21 protein-coding genes are annotated in these 22,510 nt (G+C 61.7%); 18 read left to right on the plus strand and 3 right to left on the minus strand.

Translation table 11 applies throughout. The features are described from left to right. Positions 1–76: 76 nt before the first annotated feature. From FE782_RS08890 to FE782_RS08955, 14 genes are all read left to right on the plus strand, one after another. Positions 77–1,231 (plus strand): BMP family ABC transporter substrate-binding protein, encoded by a 1,155-nt coding sequence (locus tag FE782_RS08890; RefSeq protein ID WP_138193723.1) that lies wholly within the window; start codon positions 77–79, stop codon positions 1,229–1,231. A 106-nt stretch (positions 1,232–1,337) separates the two neighbouring features. Further along, positions 1,338–2,879 carry an ABC transporter ATP-binding protein gene (locus FE782_RS08895; protein WP_138193724.1) on the plus strand — a complete coding sequence of 514 codons (1,542 nt, stop codon included), beginning with the start codon at positions 1,338–1,340 and terminating at the stop codon, positions 2,877–2,879. Positions 2,880–2,920: 41 nt separating this feature from the next. Beyond that, positions 2,921–3,973, plus strand: coding sequence for an ABC transporter permease (locus tag FE782_RS08900; RefSeq protein WP_439116428.1), 1,053 nt, complete (start codon positions 2,921–2,923; stop codon positions 3,971–3,973). A 16-nt stretch (positions 3,974–3,989) separates the two neighbouring features. Beyond that, positions 3,990–4,919: an ABC transporter permease gene (locus tag FE782_RS08905; protein ID WP_138193726.1), complete on the plus strand. Its 930-nt coding sequence runs from the start codon at positions 3,990–3,992 to the stop codon at positions 4,917–4,919. 26 nt (positions 4,920–4,945) lie between these two features. Next, positions 4,946–5,833, plus strand: coding sequence for an FAD binding domain-containing protein (locus tag FE782_RS08910; RefSeq protein ID WP_138193727.1), 888 nt, complete (start codon positions 4,946–4,948; stop codon positions 5,831–5,833). Positions 5,834–5,869: 36 nt separating this feature from the next. Next, a complete protein-coding gene (gene pucD / locus FE782_RS08915) occupies positions 5,870–8,161 on the plus strand; it encodes a xanthine dehydrogenase subunit D (protein WP_138193728.1) in 2,292 nt (763 codons plus the stop codon). Beyond that, on the plus strand, positions 8,154–8,660 hold the full coding sequence (locus FE782_RS08920; RefSeq protein WP_439116429.1) for a (2Fe-2S)-binding protein: 507 nt from the start codon (positions 8,154–8,156) through the stop codon (positions 8,658–8,660). Before pucD ends, FE782_RS08920 begins: the two co-directional genes overlap by 8 nt. Then, a complete protein-coding gene (locus FE782_RS08925) occupies positions 8,653–9,144 on the plus strand; it encodes a nucleoside deaminase (RefSeq protein ID WP_138193730.1) in 492 nt (163 codons plus the stop codon). Before FE782_RS08920 ends, FE782_RS08925 begins: the two co-directional genes overlap by 8 nt. Then, positions 9,141–9,641: a 2-oxo-4-hydroxy-4-carboxy-5-ureidoimidazoline decarboxylase gene (gene uraD / locus FE782_RS08930; protein ID WP_202914499.1), complete on the plus strand. Its 501-nt coding sequence runs from the start codon at positions 9,141–9,143 to the stop codon at positions 9,639–9,641. The genes FE782_RS08925 and uraD overlap by 4 nt, the downstream gene beginning before the upstream one ends. Positions 9,642–9,669: 28 nt before the next feature. Next, positions 9,670–10,602, plus strand: coding sequence for a factor-independent urate hydroxylase (gene pucL, locus FE782_RS08935; protein WP_138193731.1), 933 nt, complete (start codon positions 9,670–9,672; stop codon positions 10,600–10,602). Further along, positions 10,599–10,952: a hydroxyisourate hydrolase gene (uraH, locus tag FE782_RS08940; RefSeq protein WP_138193732.1), complete on the plus strand. Its 354-nt coding sequence runs from the start codon at positions 10,599–10,601 to the stop codon at positions 10,950–10,952. Before pucL ends, uraH begins: the two co-directional genes overlap by 4 nt. A 16-nt stretch (positions 10,953–10,968) precedes the next feature. Continuing rightward, the gene (allB, locus tag FE782_RS08945) at positions 10,969–12,327 is read left to right on the plus strand and encodes an allantoinase AllB (RefSeq protein ID WP_138193733.1); all 1,359 of its coding nucleotides are present in this window, start codon (positions 10,969–10,971) and stop codon (positions 12,325–12,327) included. 13 nt (positions 12,328–12,340) lie between these two features. Continuing rightward, a complete protein-coding gene (locus FE782_RS08950) occupies positions 12,341–13,594 on the plus strand; it encodes a Zn-dependent hydrolase (RefSeq protein ID WP_138193734.1) in 1,254 nt (417 codons plus the stop codon). Then, positions 13,591–14,829 (plus strand): pyridoxal-phosphate-dependent aminotransferase family protein, encoded by a 1,239-nt coding sequence (locus FE782_RS08955; protein ID WP_138193735.1) that lies wholly within the window; start codon positions 13,591–13,593, stop codon positions 14,827–14,829. Before FE782_RS08950 ends, FE782_RS08955 begins: the two co-directional genes overlap by 4 nt. Before the next feature lie 37 nt (positions 14,830–14,866). On the opposite strand, the gene FE782_RS08960 is transcribed toward FE782_RS08955, so the two are convergent. From FE782_RS08960 to FE782_RS08970, 3 genes are read right to left on the minus strand one after another with little or no spacing between them, the layout of a single operon-like run. Then, positions 14,867–15,295, minus strand: coding sequence for a DUF1284 domain-containing protein (locus tag FE782_RS08960; protein WP_238392394.1), 429 nt, complete (start codon positions 15,293–15,295; stop codon positions 14,867–14,869). Then, positions 15,292–16,989 carry an ATP-binding cassette domain-containing protein gene (locus tag FE782_RS08965; protein WP_138193736.1) on the minus strand — a complete coding sequence of 566 codons (1,698 nt, stop codon included), beginning with the start codon at positions 16,987–16,989 and terminating at the stop codon, positions 15,292–15,294. The genes FE782_RS08960 and FE782_RS08965 overlap by 4 nt, the downstream gene beginning before the upstream one ends. Then, entirely contained in the window at positions 16,986–17,801 is an 816-nt protein-coding gene (locus FE782_RS08970) for an ATP-binding cassette domain-containing protein (protein WP_138193737.1), read from the minus strand. The genes FE782_RS08965 and FE782_RS08970 overlap by 4 nt, the downstream gene beginning before the upstream one ends. 113 nt (positions 17,802–17,914) lie before the next feature. Here FE782_RS08970 and FE782_RS08975 point away from each other — a divergent pair, with 113 nt between their 5' ends. From FE782_RS08975 to FE782_RS08995, 4 genes are all read left to right on the plus strand, one after another. Next, on the plus strand, positions 17,915–18,526 hold the full coding sequence (locus FE782_RS08975) for a biotin transporter BioY (RefSeq protein WP_138193738.1): 612 nt from the start codon (positions 17,915–17,917) through the stop codon (positions 18,524–18,526). Between the two features lie 187 nt (positions 18,527–18,713). Continuing rightward, complete coding sequence (gene glgP, locus FE782_RS08980) at positions 18,714–20,885, plus strand: alpha-glucan family phosphorylase (protein WP_138193739.1); 2,172 nt, start codon at positions 18,714–18,716, stop codon at positions 20,883–20,885. 571 nt (positions 20,886–21,456) lie between these two features. Continuing rightward, the gene (locus FE782_RS08990; protein ID WP_138193741.1) at positions 21,457–22,110 is read left to right on the plus strand and encodes a hypothetical protein; all 654 of its coding nucleotides are present in this window, start codon (positions 21,457–21,459) and stop codon (positions 22,108–22,110) included. A 25-nt stretch (positions 22,111–22,135) separates the two neighbouring features. Next, on the plus strand, positions 22,136–22,504 hold the full coding sequence (locus FE782_RS08995; RefSeq protein ID WP_138193742.1) for a hypothetical protein: 369 nt from the start codon (positions 22,136–22,138) through the stop codon (positions 22,502–22,504). Positions 22,505–22,510: the final 6 nt, after the last annotated feature.

The following is a 22,510-nucleotide window of genomic DNA, read 5'->3' on the forward strand; positions in this document are numbered from 1 at the left end:
TGAGCTACACTACCGGTTGAGTCCATGGCGTAGTCGAGAGAAAGAGTAGACGTATAGGAGACAGGGGAGGAAGCGTATGAAGAAGAGAAGCAAGGGGTTCAGATCGGCATTAGCCTTGTTGGCGGTGCTCGGGATCGTAATCGCAGGATGCTCGAACGGTTCCGGCGAACCGGAACCGGAGGCGGATGCCTCCGCAGCGGAGACGGGAGCCCTCGAAGCGGAAGCTGCGCCCGAGCCGGAGCTTCCGAAAGTGGCGTTCGTGTATATCGGACCTCCGGGCGACGGAGGGTGGACGTTCGAGCATGACCGAGGCCGCCTGGAGATGGAGAAGGCGCTGGGCATAACGGCGACTTTCGTAGAGAACGTGCCGGAGAGCGCGGATGCGGAACGCGTCATTACAGAGCTGGCGCAGGACCATGACATCATCTTTACGACAAGCTTCGGCTATATGGACTATACGCTCAATGTCGCGAAGAAATTTCCAGACGTTACGTTCCTTCACACGGCCGGCTATAAGACTGCGGAGAATATGAGCAATTATTTCGGACGGAATTACGAAGCGAGCTATCTGTCCGGCATCGCGGCGGGAGCCGCGACGAAATCGAACATCATCGGATACGTCGGCGCCTTCCCGATCCCGGAGGTCATCTACAATATTAACGCCTACGCGCTCGGAATGCAGAGCGTGAACCCGGACGCCGTAGTGAAAGTGGTCTGGTCGAATACTTGGTACGACCCGGCGACGGAGCGGCAAGCGGCGATCTCCTTGCTCGACCAAGGCGCGGACGTATTGATGGCATACCAAGATTCCCCGGCTACGATCCAAGCGGCTGCCGAACGCGGCGGATTTGCAGGCGGCAACGACTCCGACATGACGCGGTTCGCGCCGGAGGCTTACTTGACGAACCCGATATGGAACTGGGGGCCGTACTACACGAAGACCGTTAAAGACATTATGGAAGGAACTTGGACGAACGAACCGTATCTCGGCGATATGGCGGACGGCATGGTCGACATCGCGCCGCTCGGCAACAGCGTGCCGGAGGACATTAAGAAGCTGATCGAGGATACGAAGGCCAAAATCATCGGCGGCGAGATGAATGTGTTTACCGGTCCGATCGTCGATGCGGAAGGCGCAGTGAGAGTGGAGGCAGGCCAAACCATGACCGACGAAGTCATCTACAGCACAGACTGGTTTGTTAAAGGAGTAGAAGGCACGATCCCGAAATAAGGGGTCCGGGTACATTCGTCTATAGGTCAGGTCGGCAACAATCCCTTTCGAACGCCGAAGGGATTGTTGCCGTATAGGGACTTTGTTCGGAAGGAGCGTGCAGGAGATGGCGAGAAGCCCGGCCGTAGAAATGAAGCAAATCGTAAAGCGCTTCGGCGACGTTACGGCGAACGACCATGTCGATTTTTCGGCGAGGCCGGGGGAGGTGCACGCGCTGCTCGGCGAGAACGGAGCGGGCAAGAGCACGGTGATGAGCCTCTTATCCGGCGTCTACCGGGCGAACGAAGGCGAAATTTACATCCACGGTCGTAAGGCCGCGATCCGTTCGCCGAAGGACGCGGCCGCGCTCGGCATCGGCATGGTGTTTCAAAATTTCAGGCTCGTCCAAACGCTGACGGCAACCGAAAACATTGTGCTCGGCGAAGGCGGATTTTGGCGTGGAAAGCGATGGCGCCTTCGCAAGCGGGAGGAAATCGCGGCGCTGTCGGAGCGATTCGGCTTGACGTTCCCGGTCGACCGGCCGATCTGGCAGCTGTCCGTCGGGGAGCAGCAGCGGGTGGAAATCGTGAAGACGCTGTACCGCGGGGCGGACATCGTCATTCTCGACGAGCCGACCTCGGTGCTGACGCCGGGGGAGGCGGAGTTGTTGTTCAGTACGCTGCTTCGGATGAAGCAGGAAGGGAAGACGGTCATTCTGACGACGCATAAGCTGAACGAGGTCATGGCCGTGTCGGACCGGATCTCCGTCATGCGCAAGGGGCGGATGATCGCCGCCGGGATCATCGCTTCGCTGACGAGCGAGCGCGCGTTGGCGCAGTTGATGGTCGGGCGTGAAGTGACGATCCGGAGACGAGAGCGTCCGCAGGCGGCCGACGCCGGCAAGACGCTGCTCGCGGTGGACCGGATCGACGTCGAGACGGAGCAGGGTCGGAACGCGCTTCGGCAGCTCAGCTTCTGCGTCCGCGAAGGCGAGATCGTCGGCGTCGCCGGCGTCGCCGGGAACGGGCAAAAGGAGCTGGCCGAGGTGTTGAACGGCCTCCTGCCTTGGAAGCGCGGAACGATTACGTTCGATGGACGGACGTGGAGGAGCCCTTCGGTGCGCGGAGCGATCGAAGCGGGGATCGCGCATGTGCCCGAGAACCGGATGAAGAGCGGTCTCGCCGGCAGCCTCGGGGCCGTCGACAATCTGCTTTTCAAGTCGTATCGCAAGCCCGAACGGTCCGTCCTCGGCTTCCTCCGGTCGAAGCGTAACCGCGCATGGGCTCGATCGCTCGTGGAGGACTTCGAGATCGTAACGCCGGGCGTGGACGCGCCGGTACGTCAGCTGTCGGGCGGCAACCAACAGAAACTGTTGTTCGCCCGCGAGATGGCGCAAGAGCCGAAGCTGATGGTGGCCGTGCACCCGACCCAGGGGCTTGACGTCGGGGCGACGGAAGGCGTTCATAAGCTGCTGATGGAGCTGCGGTCGCGCGGGAGCGGCGTACTGCTCATTTCGGAGGATCTGGACGAAGTGATGCTGCTCTCCGACCGCATTCTGGTCATGTACAACGGCCGAATCATCGGGGAATCGGCGTTCGACGAAGCGGATCGCGAACGTATCGGCATGTGGATGGCAGGCGTGAACGAGACGAAGGAGGCGACGGTATGAAACAATCTGTCGTCGAGCCGGCACCTCTGAAGGCGCGGTCGATGCGTTCCGCGTTCCGATTCGAGCTGGATGCGTCGGCGACCCGCAGCCCTTGGTGGGTCCCGGTCGCTTCCGTCGCTTTGGCGCTGGGCGTTTGCGCCATATTCATCGCGGCGAACGGCATGAACCCGATTACGGTGTATTCGAAAATGCTAAGAGGCGCTTTCGGCTCCGCCTACGGCCTCAACGAAACGCTCGTGAAGGCGGTCCCGCTGCTGCTCTGCGGTCTCGGGGTGTCGATCGCCTACCGAATCGCCGTATGGAACATCGGCGCCGAAGGCCAGTTCCTTGCCGGAACGATGGCGGCGACCGCCGTGACGATCTACTTGCCGGAGCTTCAGAACGGCTGGGCGATCGCGCTCATGCTCGTCGCGGGCATCGCGGCGGGCGGCGTTTGGGGCCTCTTGACGGCTATTCCCCGCACCCATTTTCAAGTCAACGAACTGATCACGTCTCTCATGCTCAATTATGTCGCTCTCCTGGCGCTCGATTATTTCGTGTTCGGTCCGTGGCGGGATCCGGCCGGCTTCAACTTCCCGGGTTCCCCGGTATTCACGCCGGCACAATCTCTGCCTGCGATCGGGGACACCCGGCTGCACCTCGGCCTCGCGTTCGCGCTGTCGGCGGTCGCCTTGTACTACGTGCTGATAAAGTTTACTCGCTGGGGCTACGAGCTGCGGCTGATCGGCGCGAACCCGACCGCCGCGAAGCACGCGGGCATCAATATCAATAAGCATATTTGGATCGTCATGATCGTCAGCGGCGGGCTCGCCGGTCTAGCGGGCATGGCCGAGGTGTCAGGCGTCACTCATAAGCTTATGCAAGGCATCTCACCCGGGTACGGGTACACGGCGATCATCGTCGCTTGGCTCGCGAAGCTGCACCCGGCCGGACTTATTGTCGCTTCCGTCCTATTCGGCGGGTTGATCGTCGGCGGTTACAGCGTCCAGACGATCGGAATGCCGTCATCGGTGACGGATATGATTCAAGGCGGGATCTTGTTTTTCCTGATCGCCGGCGACATGGTCGCCAAATTCCGGCTGCGGCGCCGCTGAGGGGAGAATACGGCCAATGGATTTAGCCATTCAATTGATCGCGGCCGCGATGTCCGCCGGAACGCCGCTGCTGCTGGCCGCGCTCGGCGGCATCTTAAGCGAACGCTCCGGCATCATTCAGCTCGGAGCGGAAGGTCTCATGCTTATGGGGGCGGTCGTCGCTTGCCTGACGTTCATCGGTTCGGAGAGCATCCCGTTAACGCTGCTCGCGGTCGTCGCCGTGACGGCGGCGCTGGGACTGCTGCACGCGTTCATGTGCGTGACGCTGCGGGCGAATCAAATTATGGCGGGCCTCGCGTTGACGTTGTTCGGCGGGGGATTGAGCGCCTACCTCGGGCGGTCGGTCAGCGGTCTGCCGCTCCCAGGCACGATGCCTCGCATCCATCTCGACTGGCTCGAGCCGGTGCCGGCGATCGGCCGGTTGTTCGCGCATCTGGATATCCTGACATGGTTCAGCTTCGCCCTTGTCGCCGCCCTGCATCTGTTAATCCATAAGACGTCTTGGGGGCTGCATCTGAAGGCGGTCGGGGACAATCCCGCGACGGCCGATGTCATGGGTATCCGCGTCCAAGCGCTTCGTTACGCGTACGTCGTCGCCGGGGCCGCGCTCATCGGTCTCGCAGGCGGCTACATGCTGTTGGTGTACACGCCGAGCTGGACGGAAGGCATGACGGCGGGCAAAGGCTGGATCGCGGTCGCGCTGATCATCTTCGCCCGGTGGAATCCGCTCCGAGCGCTGTTCTGCTCTTACTTCTTCGGGGCGCTCGACATGATCGGTTTTCGAATTCAGCTCATCGGAAGCGATATTCCGCCTTACTTCTTGAAGATGATTCCTTACGTCGTTACCGTTTTTGTGTTGATGTATCTCGGCTGGCGCAATCGCAACAAGCCGTCCGGCACGCCGGAGGCGCTGGGCATCCCGTATATCCGGGAACAGCGATTTTAGTTTCGAATAGAGGAGGCGATTCGAACATGGCCATCGGCGTCGAAGGGTTATCCGGTATGCCCGCCGTGCTGCAGCCCCGCGACGTTGCGGAGGCGTGGCGATGGAAGCGAACGCTCGGCGCGTCCGCCGCGTTCGTCTCGGGCGGCACGCTGCTGCGCACGCAGTGGGAGAACGGCCTCGCGCCCATGCCTCGGAGTCTGATCGATCTCCGAGGCTTGCCGGGGTTCTCCGGCATCGATGCGAGCGACGATCGAATCTCCATCGGGGCGCTTGTCACGCTTTCCGATTGCCGGAGAAGCCCGGCGCTTGCGCTCCGGGCGCCGGCCCTGACGGAGGCGGTTCGGGTCATCGGCGCCCCGTCGATCCGGAACCTCGGGACGATCGGCGGCAATGTCGTCTCGGGCATCGGAGACGTCTGGCCGGCGTTGCTCGTTCACGACGCGGAGCTCGAGTGGTTCGGGGACCGCGGCGGGATCAACGAACCGGCGGAGGCGTGGGTTCGGCGCTTCGGGACGGCGTCCGAACCCCGCGTGCTGACCGCGATTCGGCTGCCTTCCAGCTCGAACAGCGGCGGCGGCCCCTTCTTCGAAGCGTACCGCAAGGTGTGCCGGCGCGAAGGGTTCGCGCCTTCTCTCGTGACGGTCGCGCTGCGCGGCCGGCTCGACGAAGCCGGCCGATGGACGACGTGCCGCATCGCGGCGGGCGGCGGGACGGCAAATCCGAAGCGGCTTGCGGCGGCGGAAGCGCTGTGGAACGGCAAGACGTCCGAGGAGTTGAATTTCCAGTCGTTGTATCAGTCTGTCGAAGAGGAATACGAGGCCGCGTCGGATCCGTTCGCGGACGCGGGCTATCGGCGCAAGACGGCGGCGGGGCTCGTTGCCGCGGCGCTATGGGAAGCGTCAGGGCAAGGCTGAACGGAATCGACCGGGGGACCATGGGGAGGGATCGAGATGCTGCTGCATCGGACATCGAGCGGCGCGCGGTGGCGCGTCCGCCCGGACGGGAAAGAGAAGGTGACGGGGCGGCTCGCGTATTTGACGGATCTACAGGCGGAACGCATGCTGTACGGCCGCGTGCTGCGCAGCCCGTATCCCCATGCATGGGTATTGTCGATCCGCACGGAGGCGGCCGAACGGCTGCCCGGCGTGCGAGCAGTCGCGACGTGGAAGGACGTGCCGGGACTGAATAAGTTCGGTATCGCCTTTCCGCACCAGCCGGTATTTTGTCGGGATCGAGTCCTCTACGTCGGCGACGCGATCGCCGCGGTCGCGGCGGACAGCGACGAGATCGCGGAGCGGGCGCTGTCGCTCATTGAAGTCGATTACGAAGAACTCCCGCCGATCGACGATCCGGAGGCGGCGCTGCGGCCGGAGTCGCCGAAGCTGCATCCGGACGGCAATGTGCTGCACCGCACGGAGTACCGCATAGGCGATCCGGACGCCGCGTTCGAGCACTGCGCGGTCGTCGTAGAAGAGACGTACTATACACCGAGACAGATGCATACGTACATGGAAACGGAAGGCGGTCTGTTCGTACCGGAGCCGGACGGTCGCTTGACCTCGTATTCGGCGACCCAACACGGTCTTATGGACCTGATGCAGCTCTCCCGCATCCTCGCGATCCCGGAAGAGCGCATTCGCGTCGTCTCCAGTCCGATCGGCGGCAGCTTCGGCGGTAAGGACGAGTTGAACGTGCAGCCCTACGGCGCCATTCTCGCGCTGAAGACCGGACGGCCGGTCAAACTGCATAACTCCCGGACCGAGTCCGTGCGCGCGGGGTTGAAGCGACACCCGATGAAGATCGCGATGAAGACGGGCGTCGATGCCGACGGACGGCTCGTCGCTCACCGCGTGCGCATCGTCTCCGATACGGGGGCGTACGCGACGCTCGGCGCCGAGGTGCTGAATTTCGCCACCGAACACGTCGTCGGTCCGTACCGGATCGAGCATGTCGACGTCGAAGGGGTCGCGGTCTACACGAACAACGGCGTCTCCGGCGAATTTCGAGGCTTCGGGGGCAATCAAGCCATCTATGCGCTCGAAGGGCAGATGGACCGGCTCGCCGCCGCGCTCGGCATGGAGACTTGGACGTTCCGCAGCTTGAACCTGCGACAATACGGCGACCCGGGGCCGCTCGGACAGCGCATCGCCCAAACCCGCGGCGCCGAACAGGTGTGGGAGGCGTTGACGAAGAGCGAGCTGTATCGGAGCGGCTCCGGAACCCCTTCGGACGCAAGGCCATGGATTCGTACCGGCGTAGGGGCGGCCATCGCCATGCATGGCGCCGGGCTCGGCTTCGGCATTCCGGACCCGGGCGGCGGCGTGCTGCGATTGGCGGAGGACGGCAAGATCGAAGCGATCTTCGGCTACGAGGAGTTCGGGCAGGGGCTGCTCGCGACGCTCGAGCAGATGATGACGGAACAATTCGGCTTCGCCGCGGACGATCTGCGGCTTGTGATCGGCGACACGGACGTCGTGCCGAACAGCGGCTCGAGCACGGCTTCGCGGGCGACCAGCATGATGTGGATGGCGCTTCGGCGGCTGCGTCCCGTCTTCGAGGAGCGGCTGCTCGCCGAGGCGAGCGCCGCTGCGGGGCTCCCTGCGTCGGCGCTCCGCCTCGGCGCCGGCGGCGTTCGGGCGGCGGACGAGGAAGGCGCTATCGTAGTTTCCTACGAACGCCTCGCCCAAACCGTGCGGGAGCCGATCCGCTGCGAGACGAAGCTGCACTATCCGCTGACGCCCGACGAACGGGTCGGCGCCCACTTCTTGTATACGTACGCAGCGGCGGCCGTTAAGGTCGAGGTCGACACGTTGACCGGCCGCGTCCGGGTGCTGGACCAGTACCATGCGGTGGCCGCGGGACCTGTCGCCAATCCGCAGGGGTATCTCGGACAGATCGAAGGCGGCAGCGGCATGGCGATCGGTTTCACGATCATGGAAGACGCCGTTATGAGAGAAAGCCGGTACATGACGACGAATCTGGATACGTATTTGGTGCCGACGGTACTGGATATGAAAGGTTCGATCCAAGTGGAAGCGATCGAGGAGCTTCCGGAGGACGATGCCTACGGACCGCGCGGCATCGGAGAAATCGGGACGGTTGCGCTGGCGCCGGCGATTTGCGAAGCGGTCTATCAGGCGGTCGGCCGCCGCTTGGCGAAGCTGCCGATCGACCCGGCCGAGCTGCAGGAAATGCCGGCGTTCACCCGCGACAAGGGAGGAGGAACCGACCATGATGGATAAAGCGAACGACGCCGGCTTGTATCGGTTAGAGTGCGAGATCAACGAGACGCCGATCACGATCGACGTCCTCCCGTCGCGCCGGCTCCTCGGGGTGCTTCGCGATGAATTGGCGCTAACCGGCACGAAGCGGTCCTGCGAGCTCGGTCGCTGCGGCGCCTGCATGGTGCTGCTCGACGGCAAGCCCGTTAACGCATGCCTCGCGATGGCCTACCAATGCGCAGGCGCACGCATTACGACGATCGAGGGAATCGGCAATCCGGAGACGGGGCTCGACCCGGTGCAGCAAGCGTTCCTTGAGGAAGGCGGCTTCCAATGCGGGTACTGCACCCCCGGCATGGTCGTCTCGGCGAAGGCGCTCTTGGCGGAGAATCCGTCGCCGACCGACGCGGAGATCGAAGAAGCGTTATCCGGCAACATTTGCCGATGCACGGGGTACGCCAGCATCTTGAGGGCGATACGCCGCGCGATCGAATCGGGAAAGGGGAGACGGCATGACTGACGGATCGAGGGAGCAGACGCTCCGTTATTTACGTATGGCGGTCGAAGTGTCGCGGCGCGCCCGAGCCATGGGGAATACGCCGTTCGGGGCGATTCTGGTCGACAAGGACGGCAACGTCGTGCTTGAGCAGGGAAATATCGAAATTACGGAATCGAACTGCACGGGGCATGCGGAGACGACGTTGATGGAAGCCGCTTCGAAGCGGTACACGAAGGCGGAGCTGCGGACCATGACGATGTATACGACCGTCGAGCCGTGCGCGATGTGCGCCGGAGCGATGTATTGGGGGAATCTCGGGAAGGTCGTATACGGCGTATCGGAGAAGACGCTTCTGGCGCTTACCGGCGACGACGAGACGAACCCTACGTTCGACTTGCCATGTCGGGAAGTGTTCGCCCGTGGGCAGAAGCCGATCGTCGTGGAGGGTCCCGTTCCCGAGGTAGAATCGGACGTCCTGGCCGTGCATGAGGGGTATTGGTCATGAGCATACCGCTGGCCGCGCTCAACGCGATGGGCAAGGAGATGTTCGTCGAAACGCTGAAGGACGTCTTCGAGCATTCTCCGTGGGTGGCGGAAGGCGCGTACGCCGCGGCGCCGTTCGATTCGGTCGCTTCGCTGCGCAGCGCCATGATGGACGTCGTTCGGAACGCGGGGGAAGACAAGGTGCTCGGATTGTTTCGGGCGCATCCCGACCTCGCGACTCGTCTCGCGATCAGCGATTGGTCCGCGGCGGAACAGCAAGGCGCCGGGCTGGATCGTCTTTCCCCCGCGGAATTCGAAGCATTCTCCGAGCTGAACCGCGCGTACGTGGGGAAATTCGGATTTCCGTTCTTGTTCGCGGTCCGGGGAAAGACGAAGGAGGACATTGAAGAGGCGATGCGGATGCGGCTGCCGCGTTCGGCTTTCGAGGAGAGGGAGCAAGCGCTCCGGGAAATCGAGAAGATCGCCGGCTTTCGTCTGGTTGATTTAATAGAAGCTTAGAGGACGATCCAGGGGGAGGAAACCGCGTATGTTGGAACCCGTGAACGGACGCACCATGTATTACGGCAAGGGCGACGTCTTGGTCTATCGCACCTATGCGCGACCTTTGGCGGTGGCGGGCATTCCGGAGTCGGGATTCGCCGGCTGCGACAATGTCATTTTCGCGCATAACATTACATTCGCCGTGACGGGGGAGGCGTTCTTGCCTTCGTTCACGGAAGGGGACAACTCCATGGTCGTGGCGACGGATTCGATGAAAAACTTCATCCTGCGGCAGACGGCGGAATTCGAGGGCGGCACGACGGAGGCGCTGCTTGCGTTCTTGGCTCGGCGCTTCTTGGAAAAGTACCCTCACGCGACGAGCGTCGCGCTGACGGGCGACCGCCTGCCGTTCGACGGCGTGCCCGGCAGCGATCTTGTGTTCCGCCGTTCGCGCAACGATCGCGCTTCGGCGACGCTGACGGTGCGTCGGACCGGCGACGGCAGCTTAGGCATCTCGTCGCATGCGTGCGCGCTCAAGGACCTCCAGCTGATCAAGGTCAGCGGCAGCTCCTTCCACGGCTTCGTGCGGGACGAATATACGACGCTGCCGGACAGTTACGATCGTCCGCTGTTCATCTTCCTCGATATCGGTTGGATCTATGAGGATCCTTCGGACGCCATAGCGCCGGACCGGGGGCGGTACGTCGCCGCCGAACAGGTGCGCGACATCGCTCAGGCTTTGTTCCACGAACGCAACAGCCCGTCGATCCAATCTCTGATTTATCACATCGGCTTGCGCGTGCTGGAACGGTTCCCTCAGCTGCGCGAGGTGCGCTTCGAATCGAACAACCGCACGTGGGAGACGGTGGTAGACGCCGTCGACGGAGCCCGGGGCGGCGTCTTCACGGAGCCGCGTCCGCCGTACGGCTTCCAAGGCTTTTCCGTGACGAAAGCCGATCTGCCGGGGAGCGGACGATGAGCGGCCGGCTGACGACGCATGTGTTGGATACGGCGCATGGCCGCCCCGCCGCCGGCATGAGGCTGCAGCTGTGGCGGAGAGAGGCGGGGGCTCCGGCGCTGCTGGTGGCGGTTGCGGAGACGAACGCGGACGGCCGTCCTGACGCGCCGCTCCTCTCCGGCGCGTCGATGACGCGCGGTACGTATGAGCTCGTGTTTTTTGTCGGCTCGTATTATGCGCGGGTGTCTCCGGGGAGCAAGGCGTTCCTCGACGAGGTGCCGGTTCGGTTTACGATGGATGCGCCGGAAGAGCACTATCATGTGCCCTTGCTGGTCGCGCCGGGAGGCTACAGCACCTACCGCGGAAGTTAAGGAAGGAGGAGTCGGGATGGCGACTTACGAGCTAGTCGTTACCGGCGGATTCGTCGTCTGCGAGAGCGGCGGCGTGCGGGATATCGACATCGGCGTGAACGGCGGCAGGATCGCCGCCTTGGCTCCGTCGTTGTCGGGCGAATCGACGATCGACGCGGCCGGCTGTTACGTGCTGCCGGGGATGGTCGACGCGCACGTACATTTCAACGAGCCGAATTTCGGACACTGGGAGGGGTTCCGGACGGGTTCCGCCTCGCTGGCCGCCGGCGGGATCACGACGTATATCGACATGCCGCTGAACGGCAATCCCCCGACCGTGACGCCGGCGGCGTTGGCGGCGAAGGCAAGCCTTGCCGAGGGCGCTTCCGCGGTCGATTACGCTTTCTGGGGCGGTCTGGTACCGGGGCATCTGGACGAGATCGAAGCGATGGCGTCGCTCGGCGTCGTCGGGTTCAAGGCGTTCATGTCCAGCCCGGGCGGAGAGGGCGACGGCCGGTTCCGCGAGGTAGACGATGCGACCTTATTCGAAGGCATGCGGCGGATCGCCTCGATCGGCGGGCTGCTCGCGCTTCATGCGGAGAGCGATTCCATCACATCCCTCCTCGCGGCGGATGCGCTGGCGAGCGGCCGGACGAGCGCGCGCGACTTCGCGGCGTCGCGTCCGATCGCCGCGGAGACGGAGGCGGTGGGAAGGGCGCTCGTATTCGCGGAGCGCGCCGGGTGCCGGTTGCACTTCGTGCATATCAGCAGCGCCGACGCCGTCCGCCTGATCGACGCCGCGAAGCGGCGGGGTCAAGACGTCACCGTCGAGACCTGTCCGCATTACTTGACGTTGACCGAAGACGATATGGCGTCTCTTGGAGCCGTCGCGAAATGCGCGCCTCCGCTGCGGAGCGACTCCGAACGGCGGCAATTGTGGGAACAAACGGCGGCGGGCCGTATCGATCTGATCGCCTCGGACCATTCGCCCTGCCCGCCCGAGCTGAAGGAAGGTTCCTTTTTCTCGGCGTGGGGAGGGATATCGGGGGCGCAGAGCAGCTTGGAGCTGCTCTTCGACGAAGCGGTGCTGCGCCGCGGTTTGCCGCCGACGCTCGTCGCCGAGCTGACGGCGGCGGGGCCTGCCCGACGGTTCGGGCTCTCGGACCGCAAGGGCGCGATCGCGGTCGGCCTCGACGCGGATCTGGCCGTGCTCGACCCGAACCGAGCGTACACGCTGCAAGCGTCGGATTTACGGTACCGACACCGTCACAGCCCCTATCTCGGCAGGACGTTGGGCTGTAAGATTCGGGAGACCTTGCTTCGCGGGGAGAGCGTATATCAGGAGGAAACAGGGAACGTCGTCCCGGGCGGCGGACGTTTCCTCCGGAAATCTTGAGGAGGGGACGCGAATGGACACAGTAAATGTCTTACGAGCTGCGCCCTTAATGCACGACGTACTGCGCGACTTGGCGTCCTTCAGCGCGGACGGCCCCGGCGTCACCCGCCTGCTCTACAGCCGCGAATGGGGAGAGGCGCAGCAGTATTTGATGCGGCGCATGACGACGCTTGGCTTCGACGTTCGCTGCGACCGCGTCGGCAACGTGTACGGACGTGTAGAGGGAGCGCGCTACGGCGCTCCTGCCGTCCTGACCGGATCGCATGTGGATACGGTGCGATGCGGAGGCGTCTTCGACGGCGCTTACGGCATCGCGGCCGGTATCGCGGCGCTCGATTGGCTGCGCCGCACGTATGGACCTCCGATTCGACCGCTGGAGATCGTCTCCTTCTGCGAGGAGGAAGGGAGCCGGTTCCCGCTTTCCTATTGGGGCTCCGGCAATGTGACCGGTGCGTACGACCTTGCGGAAGCGCCTCGGCACATCGACTTCGCGGGGATCTCCATGCAGGAAGCTATGGTCGCGGCAGGCTACGGCCGAGAGGACCAGGCCTTGCCGAGGCGGACCGACATTGCCGCCTTCGTGGAGGCGCATATCGAACAGGGCGTGACGCTCGAACGCCTCGGGCACGACGTCGGTATCGTGACGGCCATCGTCGGGCAGAAGCGGTTTATTGTTAAGCTGACCGGGGAAGCGAACCACGCCGGCACGACGCCGATGACGATGCGGCGGGACCCGTGCGCGGGCGCCGCCGAGATCGTCGCCAAGCTGGAGCGAATGGCGCTTCAAGCCGGCGACCCGCTCGTCGCGACGGTCGGTCGATTGGAGCTGTCGCCGAATACGCCGAATGTCATTCCCGGCTCCGTCACGTTCACGATCGACGTGCGGCATGCGGAAGAAGCGACGTTATCCGCCTTCGGCGATGCGGTTTCGCGCCTGGTGCAGGAGGTTTCCGCGCGACGCGGATTGCAGGCGGAGACGTCCCTATGGGTCGACACCGCGCCGGCGCCGATGCATCCGGCGTTGTACGGTTCGATGGAGCGCATTAGCGCAGCTAAGGGGCTATCTCCCCGCCTGATGACGAGCGGCGCCGGACATGACGCGCAGATGCTGCAGACGATCTGCCCTTCGGCGATGGTGTTCGTGCCGAGCCGGCATGGCGTCAGTCATTCCCCGGAAGAATATTCGTCCCCCAAAGCGCTGGAAGACGGACTTGAGGTATTGATCGCCATGCTCTACGAATTGGCTTACGAGGAGCGGTTGCCATGAGACGGTTTGCCGATTTGTCCCCTTCCCCCCGAACCATTCTGACCCCCGGCCCCGTCGAGGTCGATCCCCGCGTGCTGCGGGCGATGTCGCATTCGATCCTCGGTCAGTTCGATCCCGAGTTTACCTCGCTTATGAACGAGACGATGCAGATGCTTCGCGAGACGTTCGTTACGGCGAATGTGTGGGCCTATCCGGTGGACGGTACGTCCCGTTCCGGCATCGAGGCGGTGCTCGTCTCGCTCATCTCTCCCGGGGATAGGGTGCTCGTTCCGATCTACGGGCGATTCGGGCATCTGCTGCATGAGATCGCCGACCGCTGCGGCGCGGAGGTCGCGACGATCGAGAAGGAATGGGGGTACGTATTCGATCCGGAGGAAGTGATCGCCGCCATCGACGACTTCCGACCGGCCTTCGTGGTTATGGTGCACGGAGAGACGTCGACGGGGCGGGCGCAGCCGCTTGCGGATATCGGCCGCGCGTGCCGGGAGCGGGGCGTCCTTCTTATCGTCGATGCCGTCGCGACGATCGGGGGCGTGCCGGTCGAGACGGACGGTTGGATGTTAGACGCGGTCGTCGGCGGCACGCAGAAGTGCTTATCCATTCCGGCCGGCATGGCGCCGATTACGTATAACGCCGCGGCGGAGCGCAAGGCGCTCGCCCGCAAGCGGATCGAGAAGGGGCTGCTCGGTGCGGCGGCCGAACCGGGGGACGTCCTGCGGCCGATTCGGAGCAATTACTTGGACCTCAGCCAACTGCAGGACTACTGGAGCCCGCTGCGGTTAAACCACCATACGGAAATGACGTCGATGCTGTACGCGCTCCGCGAGGGTCTTCGCTTGGTGCTGGAAGAAGGGCTGGAAGCCCGCTTCGTCCGCCATCGGCTCCACGAGCGGGCGCTGATGGCCGGACTTGAAGCGATGGGCATGCGACTGTACGGCGATCCTTCTTGCAAGCTGACCGTCGTCACCTGCGTACTCATTCCCGACGGGGTCGACGGCGAATCGGTCCGGTCCATGCTGCTCGAGGCGTTCGGCATCGAAATCGCGAGCTCCTTCGGTCCGCTGAGAGGGCGGATTTGGCGCATCGGCACAATGGGGTACAGCTGCAACCGGAAGAATGTGCTCCACTTGCTCGGCGCGTTCGAAGCGACGCTCGTTCGGCACGGCGTGACGCTTCCTGCCGGCGAGGCCGTTCAGGCGGCGCTGACGGTGTACGAGAGTGGAGAACAGCCATAGCGAAAAGTTACATCGAGGATTTCGTCACGCAGAAGGATTACCGCTTCTCCGGCAGCGGCGGCAATCCTTCGCCCGCCGCGATCCGGGCGACGCCTTCCTGACAGACGCCATACGGGAGCCATCGACAAGTCGCGCACATGCGCGGAATATCCTCTTCTTGCATATGCAGCTTCACGCTTGCAAGGATGTCCCGCCATTCCGCCTTATCCCCTCGCTTGTAGCCGAGCCGCCGCAGCACATCGTCGTCTCGCTCCCGGACGCTCGCCGCATCGCAATGATACGGCTTATCCTCGGGGTAACAAGCGCATAGGTCGTCGGGTCCCTGTACGATCTCGATTTCGGTGCGCGGTTCGCGGCGAAGCCGTTCATACACGTCCGCCATGTTCGCCGCGAAAGCGGGCGAGTACCCCATGCCTCGAAACCCTAATAAACATAAAAGATGATGTCCGCGCAACTTGACGCTCACAGCGATACCTCCTCTATAACGCGAATAACTAGAAGCAATGTAAACATCGATAGACCCGCCCAAACGATTTGCTTCTCTCGTCGCGCGTTTCCTTCCAAGCCCAAGACATACCGAGGGACGGACTTGAACCGGTTCGGTTGCATAAATCCTTTCATCTCCAGCGCGACGATAAGATCCTCGACGGCTTGAATCAATGCAATCAGCAGAGGGATGACGAAAACGGGGAGGTCGAGTAGATGGACTTGCCCCGGCTTCGCGCCTCGCTTGCCGCGCGTCATCGCGATTGCGGCGAATCGATCCGCCTCTTCGAGAATGAGCGGGATAAATCGGAGCACGAGAGACGCGCTTAGGGCCAGCACCTCCACGGGGAAGCCGATGCGCTTTAACGGACGAAGCCCGCGTTCGAGCCCGGTTTTCATGTCGGCTGTACTCGTCGATAAGGTGAAGACAAGACCGAATGCGGTAATCTCGAAAAATGCGAACAGCCTGCGGAACGTCTCGATCGCCGGCTCGAAGGAGAAGCCGAAGGGCGTTCCGAATCGAATGCCGGAGAAGGCGACGGCGAACGCCATAAGCCAAAAGAGAGGCTTGCAAAGGCGAAACAGCCGTTTCCGATCGACGGCCGTCAAGGCGGACATGCAGCCGAAAGCGAGCGGCAGCACGGCCGCTACGCCGGTCCAACCGGTCTGTAAGACGATGCCGACGGACACGAGCGTATATGCTAACCACTTCCGCAGAGCATCCGTGCGGTAAAGAAAGCCCCGTCGATCCCCCTCATCTCGGGACGATTCGGAATCGTGTTCCGCCGAAGACATCGCGGGAACCAGATTCGCATCGCCGCCGAGCGAACGCTTCGACGCCCCCCGCGCGTTTGCCGCGATCGCTTCGGCCATCCTCTCCGGCGTTAAGGCGCTCGGAGGGACGGGAACGCCCGCCCGGCAGAGCATCGATGCCGCGAACATCGCCTCCGGGAGACCGACCCCGCTAGACAGGAGCAGTTCAGGTTGCGCGGCTAACGTATCCGACGCGACATCCGCGACGAGTTCCCCGTCGCGGAGGACGACGACCCTATCGGCGATGGGCAGGAACGCATCCAAGTCATGCGTCGCAAGCACGATGCCGCAGCGGCTCTTCCACTCCGATAGCTCCGCGGTAAAGCGCGCGAGCGCGTGTCCGTCCAAACCGGCGGAAGGCTCGTCGAGGAACAACCAAGGCGTCCGCGTCGCCATGATCGTCGCCAACGCCACGCGCCGCTTCTGCCCGCCGCTTAACTGAAAGGGGGAGATGGACGTTATGGCGGGGGGAAGGTTGTGGCTCTCGAGCGCCGACGAGATGCGCTTGGCGCTTTCTTCGGCAGGCAGACGATAGGGCCGTAGGGAATAATCGAATTCGCCCTGCACGGTAGGCGCGAACAATTGATGCTCGGGAAATTGGAAGGCTAACGCGGTTTCCTGTAGGATCTTACGATCCGGACGGTTGCCGTTCCACAGCGGCCGTTCGTCGAACGTCACGTTCCCGACGGAAGGCGGCGTCAGACCGGCCATCGCTCGCAACAGCGTCGACTTACCGGAGCCTGACCGGCCGACGACAAGCGTGATCGCGCGGTCTTCCGCCGCGAAGGAGACATCGCGTACAATCATGCGATCCGGTAAGTCCGTACCCGCCACGGCTAGATTGTTTACCCGCAAGGTCATGCCGTCGTCACCGCCTCCGCAAGCGCTTCCGGACGCAACGGACGAGACGCGAGCGGGTAACCGAGCGCGAGAAGCGCCTTCGCCGTACGAACGACGAAAGGCGGCTCGAAGCCCAGCGACTTGCAGGGAGCCGCTTCGCCGTCTCCGTAGAAGAAAGTTTCGACGCCTCCGTCATAGACGATCCGTCCATGCTCCAGCACCAAGACGCGCTCCGCGGCCGCGACCTCTTCCATCCGATGCGTCGTCCATACGATCGTTCGACCGCTTCGATGCAGCGATACGGCCGCGTTCAGCACCGCTTGTCGGGAGGCGGGGTCGAGCATCGACGTGGCTTCGTCGAATACGATGCAATCCGCACCGGCGACCAGGCAGCCCGCTACGTTCAACAACTGCTTCTGTCCGCCGGACAGCCGCTTGACAAGCGCGTCAAGCGGGACCGTCAAGCCAAGCCCGCGCAGCAGTTCCTCCCAGCGGGAGCGGACGTGGTCCGGTGCCGAAGTTTCCAACTCCCGCGAAGCGCACAGAGCCAGTTCTTCGATCACCGTCTCGCCCAATATTTGCGTCTCCGGTTGCTGCAGCACCATGTGAACGGAGACGTCCTCGCCAACGCTTCTGCGTCCCTCCGAGAGCGGCGCGATCCCGGCCAGCGCTTTCGACAGCGTACTCTTACCGCCGCCGTTGCGACCGACGAGGGCGGTCCAAGACCCTCTATATAAATCTAGCGAAACGCGCTCCAACGCCGAAATCCTCGCCGACGATGCGCCGACGTAATGTACGGTCGCTTCGCGTAACGTAACTGCAATCTTTTCCATAGGGGCTATTCAATCCTTGCTTGATGTGATACAATCCATCTGCCAATTGTTAACCAATATTTCAATTCCGGGTTAACAATGATACTTTACCATACTCAAGGAGTGGGGTTCAATTGAAACAGTCGTTTTCTTTGCGAGGAGTGGCTTTTAGCGCCCTGTTCGCCGCGCTGGTCGTCGTATTCGGGTATATCAGCATTCCGCTCGGTTTTACGCCGGTGCCGATCACGCTGCAGACGCTTGCCGTGATGCTCGCCGGGGGATTGCTCGGAGCGCGTTACGGCTTTTTCAGCATGATGCTTATTGTCGTACTAACGGCGCTTGGACTTCCGTTGCTGGGTGGGAGGGGCGGGATCGCGGCGCTGCTCGGGCCGACTGGAGGGTACGTCGTTGCGTGGCCGTTCGCAGCGCTCTTGATCGGTTTCGTCGTCGGGAAGGTACGTTCCACGGGTTGGGCTGGATACGCTGTCGTCTTCCTCGCCATGGCGTGCTTCGGTTCGCTCCTTCTGTACGTGACCGGCGTGCCGTGGCTTGCTCATTCGCTCAATCTGCCGCTGTCGAAAGCGTTGGCAGGAGGGTTTTATCCATACATCCCAGGGGATTTGATTAAAGCTTTCGCGGCTACCGCGATTACCGTGGCGCTTCGGCGAGCGTTCCCGCAAGAGCGGCTGACCGGGCAAGGGAGTTACGTCGTTCGCGAGCAGGAGGCCCCGTCGTTACGCCGATAAATCGCGCGGTACTCGCCGATTGGATATCACCTTCATCGCAGGCGCCCGAACCGGGCGTCTTTTTTCATATCATCGGACGACGCGACGACTGTCGCGTTTCGTTGGGCATAAGCACATCTTACCCGCGACGCATATGGTGGTATGTACGGATGACGAAATCATCAACGATGGAACTTGGGGTGAGGCAATGTCGAGCTGCGTGGCCTATTTTTCCGCCGAATTCGGCATCGATGAAACGCTGCCGATTTATTCCGGCGGCCTTGGCGTGTTGGCGGGAGACCATATTAAGGCTGCTAACGATTTGGATCTCCCGCTAATCGGGGTCGGGATTTTTTATAGTCAGGGGTACTTCCAACAGCGAATTCGCGAAGACGGCGTGCAAGAACATCTCTTCCCCCGGATCGACCCGCTAACCTCTCCCGTTAAGCCGGTCCTTACATCGGACGGCCGCCCCTTATCGGTCGAGGTCCCGATCGCCGATCGCAAAGTCGTCTTGACCGCCTGGTCCGCGGTAGTCGGACGGGTGACGGTCTACTTATTAAGCTCCGATGTGGACCGAAATCAAGAGCAGGACCGACGATTAACCGATCATCTGTATCCGGGCGACCCGGACACTCGCATCAGTCAGGAAATCATTCTGGGCATCGGCGGCGTCAGATTGCTCCGCGCGTTAGGCATTCGCCCCGGAGTTTGGCATCTTAACGAGGGGCATTCCGCTTTCTTGGCATTGGAACGGATTCGAGAATTGTCGGCCGAGGGGACGTCATTCGATACGGCGCTGGAAGCAGTGAAGGCGAGTACGTTGTTTACCACGCACACTCCGGTTCCGGCCGGGCACGACGTATTCGGGTTGGAACTCATGGATCGTTATTTCGGGGATTATTATTGGCAGCTCGGCGCGGACCGGGAGAAGGTGTTGGCGCTGGGCCGCATCGGCGACGGTTTTAATATGACGCGCCTTGCCGTTACGGTATCTACGAAGGTGAACGGCGTGAGCAAACTTCACGAAGAGGCAACCAAAGAATTGCTTCATCGATGGATGCCGCATATTCCGAAGGAAGACATCCCGGTCGATTCGATTACGAACGGCATTCATCTCGGCACCTGGTTATCGCCGGGCATGAAAGCGTTGTTCGACGAGTATCTCGATAATTTATGGGAGAAAAAAATCGCGGATCCGAAAACTTGGCTTCCGATTCGATCGATACCGGCTTCCGCGTTATGGGAGCAGCATCTTCGGAACCGGTCCGGTATGATCGAACGGCTGGGTCTCCCGATCGCGGCTCCCTCCGTCGGGAAGACGTTGATCGTCGGCTTCGCGAGACGATTCGCAACGTATAAGAGAGCTAATCTGTTGTTTCACGATTTGGAACGTCTGGATCGCATCGTCAACGACCCGTCGCGTCCCGTATGCTTTATCTTTGCGGGTAAAGCCCATCCTTCCGACCGGCCGGGTCAAGAACTCATTAAGAAAATCGTAGAAGTCTCGCAATCCGAGCGATTCAAAGGGCGCATTTTCGTTGTGGAGAACTATGATATGGAAAAAGCGAAGGCGTTGGTCCAAGGGGTTGACGTCTGGCTGAATACGCCGGCGAAGCCGATGGAAGCAAGCGGAACGAGCGGTCAAAAAGCGGCTGTAAACGGCGTTCTGAACTGCAGCGTTCTTGACGGCTGGTGGTGCGAGGGGTATAACGGCCGAAACGGCTGGGCGATCGACGGAGCGACGGAAGGAAGCGATCAGGAACGAATTCGCGCGGACAGCGCGGCTTTATACGAGTTGTTCGAGAGCAGGATCGTCCCGTTGTACTACGACCGCGACGAACAGGGCATTCCGACGGAATGGGTCGCCATGATGAAAGAATCGATATGTTCGTTGGCACCGGTCTTCAATACGCAGCGAATGGTCGACGAATACTGGAAACAGTTGTATGCTCCTGTCATGACTCGAGGCAGGTATTTCGCCGCCGATGGCCTAGAGGTTGCTGCCAGGGTAGCTGCTTATAAGCGATTTATCCGCGACAACTGGCATGAAGTTCGGGTCGGCAGGACGGGCGTTTCGTCTCTACGGGTCACGAAAATCGGTCTCACCATGGTTCGCTTCGAGGCGGAGATCGCATTAGGACCGATCTGGCATAAAGACGTTAAAGTGGAAGCGGTCGGTTCTGGAAAGAACGGGATCTGGAAAACGAAGCTCACCTTAGCGAAGTCGTTGGATAATGGCATGTATCGTTACGAGGGCTCTCTGTTTATCGACTCTGACTCCTTGTGGCTGGCGAAGAGCAATATTCGGGTCATCCCCGTCAGTAAAGATTTCGGCAACGACTTCGAGATGGAGCTGACGGCCTGGGGTGACACATAATTCTGAGATATGCGACTCCTTATCGGCGGCATCCATACTCTCGGCGTATAGACCGCTGAGAGCATGGATGCCGCTTATCTATGATCGGAATAAGGGGGCATTCGACTTGCCGCAACGCCGACTCGATTTCGAAGCGCGCTGCTTGAGCTCGTTAGAAAAAGTTTTCGCGGACGAAGTCTTATCGTCAAGCGAGCGACTGACTGCCCGCTTGTCGGATTTCCCCCGGATCGACGCTTTGTCCGATTACGATTTTTACGAGAAGGGGCTCGTCCCGACGCCCGTTCCCGCGCTAGACCGCTTAGAGCCATTCTTGGCATGGAACAGCCGACCACGTTTACGGTTTATCCGCGCGGCACGGAATGGCTTCTCTCCAAGCGGGAGCAAATCAATCGCATGCTTCAACCGTAGAAGCAAGCAAGAAATCTATATTATGATAAATGGTTTATTGTCCGTTCCGAACCCGTGACCGTAAGATGGCCTTACCGAAGGAGGTGATTCGAGGCATTCCCATTCGGTTCTCGAATAGAGCGAGCCGATATTCTATCCTTGACAGGGAACGGAGGAAATTCATATGTGGAGCAAGCTTGGGAGAAGAGCCGCGCTTTCCTGCTTGGCGATTGCCCTGATGTTGTCTCTAACGCCGTTTCATGCTTCGAATACCGTTGTACAGGCGTCGACCGCGAATCTCATCCATGAGGATTTCAGTGTCGACGCGTCGCGCTTCGCGGCGGTCAGCGGAGGGACTTGGTCCGTCTCGGGCGGCAGGTACGCGTTAACGTCGGCCGCGAACGGCGTCCCGCTAGGGAATGTAAGCGTACACCAGACGGAGGTCGAGGGGGACTTTACGCTTTCGGCGCTCGGTCATGTCGCGGACGCGACCGCTTACGACGACTTCGCGATCGTCTTCGGCTATCAGGACGCCAATAACTATTACTACGTTTCGTTCAATGAATTCAACGACGCATCCACGCACGGCATATTCAAAGTCGCGGCCGGCACGAAGACGGAGCTGGCCGACCTCGGCGCCGTCATCGCCGCGGGGACGGACTACGGGATTGAAATCGAGCGAGCAGGGAGCGACATTGCGGTCTATCTCGACGGCACGTTGCGAGCGTTGGTTTCTGACACTGGAGCGCGTTACGGCCATCGGCGGCAGACACAATTATTCATTCGGCCGGTTTTACAGCGCCGGCAACGTCATATTCAACAGCGTCGGCAAGGATAGCAAACATGGTCCTTCGGATTTCCATATGTTTCTAAGCCCGGCCAACTTGATCGACGGCATGCATTTCGACGGGGATTACTTCGAGACGATGTACCGGCCTTGGGGAGATCCGATCCACGGACACACCTCGACGCAGACGGCCTTCTGGAATATAAGGGGGGACGCATACTACAACGATCGCTACTTCATCGTCGATTCGAGACAGTATCAGTACGGTTATGTGATCGGTACGAGCGGCCTTGCGAGCAAGATTCAGACGACGCCGACGGACGGCTGGTGGGAGTGGCATACGGATACGGCGCCGGAGGACTTCTACGAAGGCGTCGGCCAAGGGAAGGGATTGCAGCCGCAGTCTCTGTATCTCGATCAGAAGAGCAGAAGGCTCGGCGAGTAAAGAAGC

This window comes from Paenibacillus antri, from assembly GCF_005765165.1.
Lineage (GTDB): Bacteria > Bacillota > Bacilli > Paenibacillales > YIM-B00363 > Paenibacillus_AE > Paenibacillus_AE antri.

Excerpts from the sequence above, each read along its gene's own strand:
- pucL (WP_138193731.1), top strand. The coding sequence starts at position 9,670 with ATGTTGGAACCCGTGAACGGACGCACCATGTATTACGGCAAGGGCGAC.
- FE782_RS08970 (WP_138193737.1), bottom strand. The coding sequence starts at position 17,801 with ATGGAAAAGATTGCAGTTACGTTACGCGAAGCGACCGTACATTACGTC.
- FE782_RS08925 (WP_138193730.1), top strand. The coding sequence starts at position 8,653 with ATGACTGACGGATCGAGGGAGCAGACGCTCCGTTATTTACGTATGGCG.
- FE782_RS08990 (WP_138193741.1), top strand. The coding sequence starts at position 21,457 with ATGTGGAGCAAGCTTGGGAGAAGAGCCGCGCTTTCCTGCTTGGCGATT.
- glgP (WP_138193739.1), top strand. The coding sequence starts at position 18,714 with ATGTCGAGCTGCGTGGCCTATTTTTCCGCCGAATTCGGCATCGATGAA.
- pucD (WP_138193728.1), top strand. The coding sequence starts at position 5,870 with ATGCTGCTGCATCGGACATCGAGCGGCGCGCGGTGGCGCGTCCGCCCG.
- FE782_RS08910 (WP_138193727.1), top strand. The coding sequence starts at position 4,946 with ATGGCCATCGGCGTCGAAGGGTTATCCGGTATGCCCGCCGTGCTGCAG.
- FE782_RS08995 (WP_138193742.1), top strand. The coding sequence starts at position 22,136 with ATGTTTCTAAGCCCGGCCAACTTGATCGACGGCATGCATTTCGACGGG.
- FE782_RS08900 (WP_439116428.1), top strand. The coding sequence starts at position 2,921 with ATGCGTTCCGCGTTCCGATTCGAGCTGGATGCGTCGGCGACCCGCAGC.
- FE782_RS08955 (WP_138193735.1), top strand. The coding sequence starts at position 13,591 with ATGAGACGGTTTGCCGATTTGTCCCCTTCCCCCCGAACCATTCTGACC.
- allB (WP_138193733.1), top strand. The coding sequence starts at position 10,969 with ATGGCGACTTACGAGCTAGTCGTTACCGGCGGATTCGTCGTCTGCGAG.
- FE782_RS08950 (WP_138193734.1), top strand. The coding sequence starts at position 12,341 with ATGGACACAGTAAATGTCTTACGAGCTGCGCCCTTAATGCACGACGTA.
- FE782_RS08895 (WP_138193724.1), top strand. The coding sequence starts at position 1,338 with ATGGCGAGAAGCCCGGCCGTAGAAATGAAGCAAATCGTAAAGCGCTTC.
- FE782_RS08890 (WP_138193723.1), top strand. The coding sequence starts at position 77 with ATGAAGAAGAGAAGCAAGGGGTTCAGATCGGCATTAGCCTTGTTGGCG.
- uraD (WP_202914499.1), top strand. The coding sequence starts at position 9,141 with ATGAGCATACCGCTGGCCGCGCTCAACGCGATGGGCAAGGAGATGTTC.
- FE782_RS08905 (WP_138193726.1), top strand. The coding sequence starts at position 3,990 with ATGGATTTAGCCATTCAATTGATCGCGGCCGCGATGTCCGCCGGAACG.
- FE782_RS08920 (WP_439116429.1), top strand. The coding sequence starts at position 8,154 with ATGGATAAAGCGAACGACGCCGGCTTGTATCGGTTAGAGTGCGAGATC.
- FE782_RS08965 (WP_138193736.1), bottom strand. The coding sequence starts at position 16,989 with ATGACCTTGCGGGTAAACAATCTAGCCGTGGCGGGTACGGACTTACCG.
- uraH (WP_138193732.1), top strand. The coding sequence starts at position 10,599 with ATGAGCGGCCGGCTGACGACGCATGTGTTGGATACGGCGCATGGCCGC.